The organism is Bacillus sp. 7894-2 (assembly GCF_002272225.1).
In the GTDB taxonomy this organism is placed as follows: Bacteria; Bacillota; Bacilli; order Bacillales; family Cytobacillaceae; genus Cytobacillus.
In genome coordinates this window covers 1-8,272 of the sequence record NZ_NPDG01000036.1, presented here as the reverse complement: position 1 = coordinate 8,272, position 8,272 = coordinate 1, and the positions used below count along the sequence as shown (strand labels likewise).

The window sequence follows — 8,272 nt, the reverse complement described above, 5'->3', positions numbered from 1 at the left end:
AACACACAAAAATATCATATTAGCTTTATCACAGTATATAAGAAAACAAAGTCTTGGTAGAAGCACTTTTTATAAGAATGTAAAAAGCCAAGAACTTAAAATGAGTAATTATCTATAATTTTATCAGCAATCAGCTCATATCCCTTTCCGTTTGGATGAAGGGAATCAGCGAAGTATTGTTTTTTGTTTTTTCCCTTGAACAGTTCATTGGTGGAAATGTAGGTGATATGTTTATCTTCTTCTGCTTTCTTTCTGATGGATTTGTTCCAATGGTCAATATATTTTTCAATTTGGTCGCCGTCAGGGTAAGGATTGTATAGTCCAATCAGGATAACAGGTGCATCACTGTTGGCGGTTTCCAGTGTTTCCAGTATGCCATTCAGTTTATCTTCATATATGTCTTTAGCTTCAACAAGATTTTCGTGGTGGAGCGGATACAGATCCCCGCCATTGCTTTTCAGCAAATCGTTTGTGCCTATATATACAATAAACATATCTGCATTTTTGATATCCTCTGCCACTTTCGGTTTGAGCATTTGCTGGAGAACATCAGAAGATTTATAGCCATACACACCATGATTTGTTATGCGGTAATTTTTATCCTGATATTCCTTATCCAGTTTGCTCTGCAGCCTCCCAATATACCCCTCTTCCGTTTCATCACCATATCCATAGGTAAGTGAATCCCCAAAAGCAACAATCGTTTGGCTGCTTTCCGCTTTTTTCTCATCTCCAAGGAATGTGATGGAAAGATAGACGCCGATCCCTAACAGAATAATGCCTGCTAAAAGGTAGATTTTATTTTTCATAGTGTATGTTCCTTTCTTGGTTGAGATAATTGATGGCTGTCACAGACGCATGTTCTTTACCCCGCATCCCGGTGGTTTAATCTCATTTCCATAAAAAAGAAGCAGTACCAAAACGGTACTGCTTACTGTAATTAAGCGTTTGTCACGCCCTCTTTTTCTTTAATTTGCTGTTTCATTCTCTGACGGTCTCTTTCCAAAATCGGCTTAAGATATTTGCCTGTATAGGATTCCGGAACTTCCGCAATTTTCTCCGGGGTACCTGCGGCTAAAATGGTGCCGCCCTTATCTCCGCCCTCTGGCCCTAGGTCGACGATATAGTCGGCTGCCTTGATGACATCGAGATTATGCTCGATAACCAGGACAGTATCCCCATTCTCAACCAGACGCTGAAGAACCACAAGCAGTCTGGAGATATCATCAACATGAAGACCTGTTGTCGGTTCATCAAGAATATATAGGGAGCGGCCCGTTGAACGGCGGTGCAATTCGGAAGCGAGCTTGACACGCTGCGCTTCACCGCCGGACAATGTGGTCGCAGGCTGCCCCAATGTGATGTAGCCCAGGCCAACATCATAAATCGTCTGCAGCTTGCGGCGGATCTTCGGAATATTTTCGAAAAACTCCAGTGCATCTTCCACTGTCATATCAAGAATCTCGGAAATATTCTTCCCTTTGTATTTAACTTCAAGTGTTTCCCTGTTATAGCGCTTGCCATGACAGACTTCACATGGCACATACACATCAGGCAGGAAGTGCATTTCAATCTTAATGATTCCGTCTCCGCGGCATGCTTCACATCGTCCGCCTTTTACATTAAAGCTGAAGCGCCCCTTTTTATAGCCCCGCACTTTTGCTTCATTGGTTGACGCAAATACATCGCGAATATCGTCAAACACGCCAGTATAGGTTGCCGGGTTGGAACGGGGTGTACGCCCGATTGGAGACTGGTCAATATCAATGACTTTATCCAGGTGATCAATACCTTTTATCTCCTTATGCTCACCAGGCTTCGCTTTGGCTCTATGAAGCTTCTGGGCAAGCCCTTTATGAAGAATCTCATTGATTAACGTACTTTTTCCTGAACCGGATACACCCGTAACAGAAATAAAGGTGCCGAGCGGGAACTTAGCATTCACATTTTTAAGATTGTTTTCTTTAGCCCCTTTAATTTCGATAAAGCGTCCATCGTTCTTGCGGCGCTCAATTGGAAGCGGAATGAATTTCTTGCCTGACAGATATTGACCTGTCAGGGAGTTTGGATCGTCCATTACCTCCTGAGGCGTACCCGCTGAGACGATCTGCCCTCCATGAACTCCTGCTCCCGGACCCACATCAATTAAATAGTCGGCAGCCACCATTGTATCTTCATCGTGCTCTACTACGATCAGGGTGTTGCCGATATCACGCATATTTTTGAGCGTATCAATCAAACGGTCATTATCCCGCTGATGCAGGCCAATGGAAGGCTCATCCAGAATGTAGAGTACACCTGTCAGTCGCGATCCGATTTGTGTGGCCAGGCGAATACGCTGGGCTTCACCACCGGATAAAGTTCCCGCTGCTCTGCTTAATGTCAGGTAATCCAGACCGACATTGAGGAGGAAACCCAGCCTTTCCTTAATCTCACGGAAAATAAGATTGGCAATCTTCATTTCTTTTTCAGACAGTGTCAGATCCTCAAAGAAGCTGAATGCTTCCTCAATCGAATATTCTGTTACATGACCAATATGCTTTCCGGATACAAGCACAGCAAGTGTTTCCGGCTTCAGACGGTAGCCCTTGCAGGAAGGACATGGGTGCTGGGCCATGTATTTCTCCATTTGCTCCCGGATATAATCAGAGCTTGTTTCTTTATAGCGGCGCTCCACATTGCGGATGACACCTTCAAAACGAATATAATTTTCCCTAACCTGGCCAAAGTCGTTTTCATATCGGAAATAGATGCTGTCCTTGGCGGATCCATATAAAACTTTATCAAGCAAGTGTTCCGGCATATCCTTCACCGGCATATCCATATCAATCCCATAATGATTGCAGACGGCCTCAAGCAGCTGAGGATAATATTGAGAGCTTGTCGGTTCCCATGGCGCAATGGCATTCTGTTTTAATGAAAGATCCTTATTGGGTATGACCAGATCAACATCAACCTCAAGCTTAGAGCCTAATCCATCACATTCCGAACAGGCACCAAATGGACTATTAAATGAGAACATTCTTGGTTCAAGCTCACCGATTGAGAATCCGCATTGAGGGCAGGCATGGTTCTCGCTGAATAACAGTTCTTCTTCCCCAATGACGTCCACAAGCACCTTGCCATTGCCCAGATTCAAAGCAGTTTCCAATGAATCTGCAAGCCTTGGCGCTACGCCTTCTTTTACGACGATCCGGTCGATTACTACTTCTATAGAATGCTTTTTGTTTTTTTCCAGCTCAATCTCTTCACCGAGATCCATCATTTCTCCATCGACACGTACACGGACGAATCCCTGCTTTTTCACATCCTCGAACACTTTTACATGGGTCCCTTTTCGGCCGGAAACAAGGGGAGCCATAACCTGGAGCTTTGTCCTCTCAGGATATTCCATAATTCGGTCAACCATTTGCTCAATGGTCTGTGAGGAGATTTCAATATTGTGAATCGGACAGGTGGGACGTCCCACCCGTGCAAATAATAATCTCAGATAATCATAAATTTCTGTCACTGTTCCCACTGTGGAACGAGGATTTCGGCTAGTCGTTTTTTGGTCAATTGAAATGGCAGGTGACAGGCCTTCAATCGCATCCACATCAGGCTTATCCATCTGGCCGAGGAATTGCCGCGCGTAAGCAGATAATGATTCCACATAGCGGCGCTGCCCTTCTGCATAAATCGTATCAAAGGCCAGAGAGGACTTACCTGAACCTGAAAGTCCGGTCAGGACGACAAGCTTATCTCTTGGAATGGTGACATCTATATTTTTCAGATTATGGGCTCTGGCACCCTTTACAATCAGTTTATCCATCGCCATTTTTACGTCATCCTTCCGCTTTCAGCTCTAATATTAAATCACGAAGCTCGGCAGCCCTTTCGAAGTTCAGGGATTTGGCCGCTTCCTTCATTTCTTTTTCCATATCGCCGATCAGCTTCTCGCGCTCTTTCTTGTTCAGCTTGCCGAGCTTTGCTGACGGCTGGTATTCTTCCTGCTCTTCTGCCGCATGGGTTGCACGGATCGAATCGCGAATATCCTTCTGAATAGTCATTGGCGTGATGCCATGCTTCTCATTGTACTCTTCCTGGATGGAACGGCGGCGCTTTGTTTCACTGATGGCTTTCTCCATGCTGTCCGTAATCCGGTCTGCATACATGATGACATGGCCGTTTGCATTACGTGCTGCACGCCCCATCGTCTGGATGAGTGAACGTTCCGAACGGAGGAAGCCTTCTTTATCAGCGTCAAGTATGGTAACAAGGGATACTTCAGGAATATCCAGTCCCTCCCGCAGAAGGTTGATCCCGACCAGCACATCGTACTTGCCAAGACGAAGCTCCCGTATAATCTCAATCCGCTCAAGCGTTTTCACCTCTGAGTGCAGGTACTGAACTTTAATGCCGATTTCCTTTAAGTAGTCTGTTAAATCCTCAGACATTTTCTTCGTTAAAGTGGTGACAAGCACACGTTCGTTTTTCTCAACACGATCCTGGATTTCGCCAATGAGGTCATCAATTTGACCTTCGATTGGACGGATATCAATTGTAGGATCAAGCAAGCCGGTTGGGCGGATGATCTGCTCAATCATTTCCGGTGTATGCTCAAGCTCATAAGGGCCGGGAGTTGCCGAAACAAAGACAGCCTGCTTCACATGCTTTTCGAATTCGGTAAACGTAAGAGGCCTGTTATCCATCGCTGAAGGCAAACGGAAACCATGGTCCACAAGCACGGATTTTCTTGCCTGGTCACCATTAAACATCCCGCGTATTTGCGGCAGAGTTACGTGCGATTCATCAATCACAATCAGGAAGTCTTCCGGAAAGTAATCCAGAAGGGTATATGGTGTTGAACCAGGAGGCCTTAACGTAAGATGACGGGAGTAGTTTTCAATGCCGGAACAAAAACCCATCTCCCTCATCATTTCAAGGTCATAGCGGGTCCGCTGCTCGAGGCGCTGGGCTTCTAGAAGCTTATCGTTTTCTCTTAATTCAGCCAGGCGCACTTCCAGTTCATTTTCAATGTTCTGGATGGCGATTCGCAGTTTCTCTTCACGCGTTACGAAGTGGGATGCCGGGAAAATCGCCACATGCTCACGTTCACCCATTATTTCACCTGTTAGGGCATCCACTTCACGGATCCGGTCTATTTCGTCTCCGAAAAATTCTACACGGATACAATGCTCATCCCGTGATGCCGGGAAAATCTCGACAACATCTCCGCGTACACGGAAGGTACCGCGCTGGAAGTCGATATCATTGCGCTCGTACTGGATGTCAACGAGCCTGTGAAGAAGCTGGTTCCTCTCAATCTCCATTCCGGTTCTTAAGGACAGCACCATTTCTCGGTATTCTTCAGGCGATCCCAAACCATATATGCAGGAGACACTGGCAATAATAATGACATCATTCCTCTCAAACAGGGAGGAAGTAGCCGAGTGGCGAAGCTTATCAATTTCGTCATTGATGCTTGCATCTTTTTCAATAAAAGTATCTGTCGAAGGCACATACGCCTCAGGCTGATAATAGTCATAATAGCTGACAAAATACTCAACCGCATTGTTTGGAAAAAAGTCCTTGAATTCACTGTATAGCTGACCTGCAAGTGTTTTATTATGTGCAATAACAAGCGTCGGCTTGTTTACTTCTTTTATGACATTCGAAATCGTGAAGGTCTTACCCGTTCCTGTCGCACCCAGAAGTGTCTGGTGTTTCTTGCCGGAATTGATTCCCTTCACTATTTCTTTGATTGCCCGCGGCTGGTCGCCCTGCGGGGAATATTTTGAGACTAATTCAAATTGATCCTTCACCTAAAAGCCTCCCGTTCAAATTGCTTTTTTCTATATATTAAACACAAACCAGCATTGAAATAATTTAAAATCCGGGATGCGCAGCTGATTTGTCAGTTTTTTACTCAAAACTCATATCATCATTCTACCACAAAGAGCCTAAAACAAACCAATAATATGCGAACGGATATTCGTTTTTCTGTTTTTGCTAAGAAAATATTGCTTGGGAAATATGCCGAAATATTGAGGGGATTGTCGAAGAAAGGTTAATCAAACGTTTGATTGATTGCTTTAAGTTTAATCAAACGTTTGATTGAATTCCATTAAAAGCTGATATGACGGATGCCTAAAAACAGCTGTTAAATAATTAAATAAAAAACCTGTCGAAAGGTTTGTTCGACAGGCTCTGCAAAATTTATTCCGCACTTGGCTTTATTTTCGGCTTTAATTTTTGGGCATACCAAAACCCGACAGTCAGTGAAAATGCGTCTATAACGATTAGGGCAAATGAATTGGTGTAGCCTTTATATACAGAAGCAGCAATAAGTCCCACCGTCAGCACCAGCCCGATTACACGATTATAGCTGACTCTTGTAAAAAACAATACCAGCAGTCCAGGAAGCAGAAGCGCTGACAAGTATTTTAACCCCATTTAAAACACCTTCTTTTGGTTTTTCACAAAAAACTCAAGGTTTCTACCATTAGAATAGCTTTTCACCGGAGGATGTACAAGTTTTTTCAGTGTTATTCCAAGCGTTCTTTCACATAATAAGAAAAATGAACTTTTTATGGAGGAATGCTTCATGGCCAGAAGAAAGAGACGCCCGCTAGTACCGGAATCAAGAGGTGCATTGGACCAGCTGAAAAATCAGGTAATGGCGAACCAGGGATATCATGTTGACAGAGAAAATCCTGACGCAGTGAAATATGAAATTGCTGAGGAGGCAGGTGTGCCTTTGAAGCAAGGCTATAATGGCCGGCTTACATCCAAACAGGCAGGAACTGTTGGAGGAAAGATTGGCGGCAGCATGGTGAAGGAACTTATCCGGATAGCACAGGAACGGATGAAGGAACAGTAGGCAAATGTGAACTTTGGGAAAAGAATGGTGAAATTGGGGAAACGAACACTTGATTTAAGGAAAAGACTCAGCAAACCAGGGAAACACCCCTTAAATATGAGGAAAACTCTCACAATAAAGAGGAAAAGCTATCCCGCAAAAGGATAGCTTTTGTTCTTATTCAGCAGCTTTTCGTTCTAGAAATTCCTGTTTAATGGATTTAAGCAGTTCCGGTTCCGTTATCAGCTGGAAGGCAGTGAGTGCCAGTCCTTTCGCTCCCGTAAGCAGCGCTTCATCTCCTTTTGCAGATGCGGCTGCTTCCCGGAACGGAACAGTATGAGCAACGAGATCATCCGCACCAATTTTAATATAAGGGTGAATGGCTGGCACCACCTGGCTGATGTTGCCGGCATCTGTCGAACCGATTCCATCCCGGTCCCCTTCCACTACGGTTTCCCCCAAGTCTTCAATCACTTCTTTAAACACCTGGTCATATGTCTTGTTTAACAGCAGGTTATCTACTTCGTTTTGAAAAGCAATGACATTCAGCTTAGCTCCTGTTGCCAGTGCGGCGCCTTCTGCGACAGCTTTAACCTTCCGTGTTACCTCATTTAAACTTGTTCTGGTTGAAGCACGGATGAAGAATCTGGCTTTTGCATACTCAGGGATAATATTTGGTGCATCCCCGCCATGAGTAATAATTCCATGGATTCGCACATCATCCTTCAATTGCTGACGGAGAGCATTTATTCCGTTAAACAGCTGAATAACTGCATCAAGGGCATTGATTCCTTCCTCCGGTGAAGCTGCTGCATGGGCAGGCTTGCCGATAAATTCGAAGTCAAGCGGATCAACGGCCAGTGATGAACTGGTCAGACGGGTATGGTTTGACGGATGAACCATGAGGGCGGCATCAATGCCATCAAGCAAGCCATGCTTCACAAAGCTTCCTTTTGCACTTCCATTTGGCCCGCCTTCTTCTGCCGGGGTTCCAAGCACTACTGCTTCTCCTCCGGTCTCATCAATAACCTTGCTCAATGCAATGGCCGCTGCCACACTTGTCGTACCTATGATATTGTGGCCGCATCCATGGCCCAATCCGGGAAGAGCATCATATTCTGCAAGGAATGCAATGGACGGCCCCGGTTTAGCGGATTTTTTCCGGGCCAGGAAAGCTGTTTCATGCCCGGCTACTGCCCGCTCTACTTCAAACCCTTCCTTCTCAAGAATGCCTGATAGCAAGCCTGAGGCAAAAAACTCCTCATTTCCTATTTCCGGGTTTGCATGGATCTGGTGGCTTGCAGAAAGGTAAAGTTCCTTGTTATCATCAACATTCTTCCTGATCGCTTCTTTCAGTTCGGATAGTGCTTTTACAGGTGCCGTCATCATTGTTCCTCCTTTTATAAAGTGAAACTTCAATCAGTTGGGTTT

6 protein-coding genes are annotated in these 8,272 nt (G+C 44.9%); 1 reads left to right on the top strand and 5 read right to left on the bottom strand.

Translation table 11 applies throughout. The features are described from left to right. Nucleotides 1–95: 95 nt before the first annotated feature. From CHI10_RS06380 to CHI10_RS06365, 4 genes are all read right to left on the bottom strand, one after another. The gene (locus tag CHI10_RS06380) at nucleotides 96–809 is read right to left on the bottom strand and encodes a DUF459 domain-containing protein (RefSeq protein ID WP_286137206.1); all 714 of its coding nucleotides are present in this window, start codon (nucleotides 807–809) and stop codon (nucleotides 96–98) included. 131 nt (nucleotides 810–940) lie between these two features. Beyond that, nucleotides 941–3,817: an excinuclease ABC subunit UvrA gene (gene uvrA / locus CHI10_RS06375; protein WP_095243477.1), complete on the bottom strand. Its 2,877-nt coding sequence runs from the start codon at nucleotides 3,815–3,817 to the stop codon at nucleotides 941–943. Nucleotides 3,818–3,824: 7 nt separating this feature from the next. Then, nucleotides 3,825–5,804 carry an excinuclease ABC subunit UvrB gene (uvrB, locus tag CHI10_RS06370; protein WP_095243476.1) on the bottom strand — a complete coding sequence of 660 codons (1,980 nt, stop codon included), beginning with the start codon at nucleotides 5,802–5,804 and terminating at the stop codon, nucleotides 3,825–3,827. A 394-nt stretch (nucleotides 5,805–6,198) separates the two neighbouring features. Continuing rightward, nucleotides 6,199–6,435 (bottom strand): DUF2198 family protein, encoded by a 237-nt coding sequence (locus CHI10_RS06365; RefSeq protein ID WP_095243475.1) that lies wholly within the window; start codon nucleotides 6,433–6,435, stop codon nucleotides 6,199–6,201. A gap of 151 nt (nucleotides 6,436–6,586) precedes the next feature. Here CHI10_RS06365 and CHI10_RS06360 point away from each other — a divergent pair, with 151 nt between their 5' ends. Then, the gene (locus CHI10_RS06360) at nucleotides 6,587–6,862 is read left to right on the top strand and encodes an alpha/beta-type small acid-soluble spore protein (RefSeq protein WP_095243474.1); all 276 of its coding nucleotides are present in this window, start codon (nucleotides 6,587–6,589) and stop codon (nucleotides 6,860–6,862) included. A gap of 156 nt (nucleotides 6,863–7,018) precedes the next feature. Here CHI10_RS06360 and CHI10_RS06355 read toward each other — a convergent pair whose 3' ends face one another. Next, nucleotides 7,019–8,227 carry a M20 family metallopeptidase gene (locus CHI10_RS06355; RefSeq protein ID WP_095243473.1) on the bottom strand — a complete coding sequence of 403 codons (1,209 nt, stop codon included), beginning with the start codon at nucleotides 8,225–8,227 and terminating at the stop codon, nucleotides 7,019–7,021. Between the last annotated feature and the right edge of the window lie 45 nt (nucleotides 8,228–8,272).

Excerpts from the sequence above, each read along its gene's own strand:
- uvrA (WP_095243477.1), bottom strand. The coding sequence starts at position 3,817 with ATGGCGATGGATAAACTGATTGTAAAGGGTGCCAGAGCCCATAATCTG.
- CHI10_RS06355 (WP_095243473.1), bottom strand. The coding sequence starts at position 8,227 with ATGACGGCACCTGTAAAAGCACTATCCGAACTGAAAGAAGCGATCAGG.
- CHI10_RS06365 (WP_095243475.1), bottom strand. The coding sequence starts at position 6,435 with ATGGGGTTAAAATACTTGTCAGCGCTTCTGCTTCCTGGACTGCTGGTA.
- CHI10_RS06380 (WP_286137206.1), bottom strand. The coding sequence starts at position 809 with ATGAAAAATAAAATCTACCTTTTAGCAGGCATTATTCTGTTAGGGATC.
- CHI10_RS06360 (WP_095243474.1), top strand. The coding sequence starts at position 6,587 with ATGGCCAGAAGAAAGAGACGCCCGCTAGTACCGGAATCAAGAGGTGCA.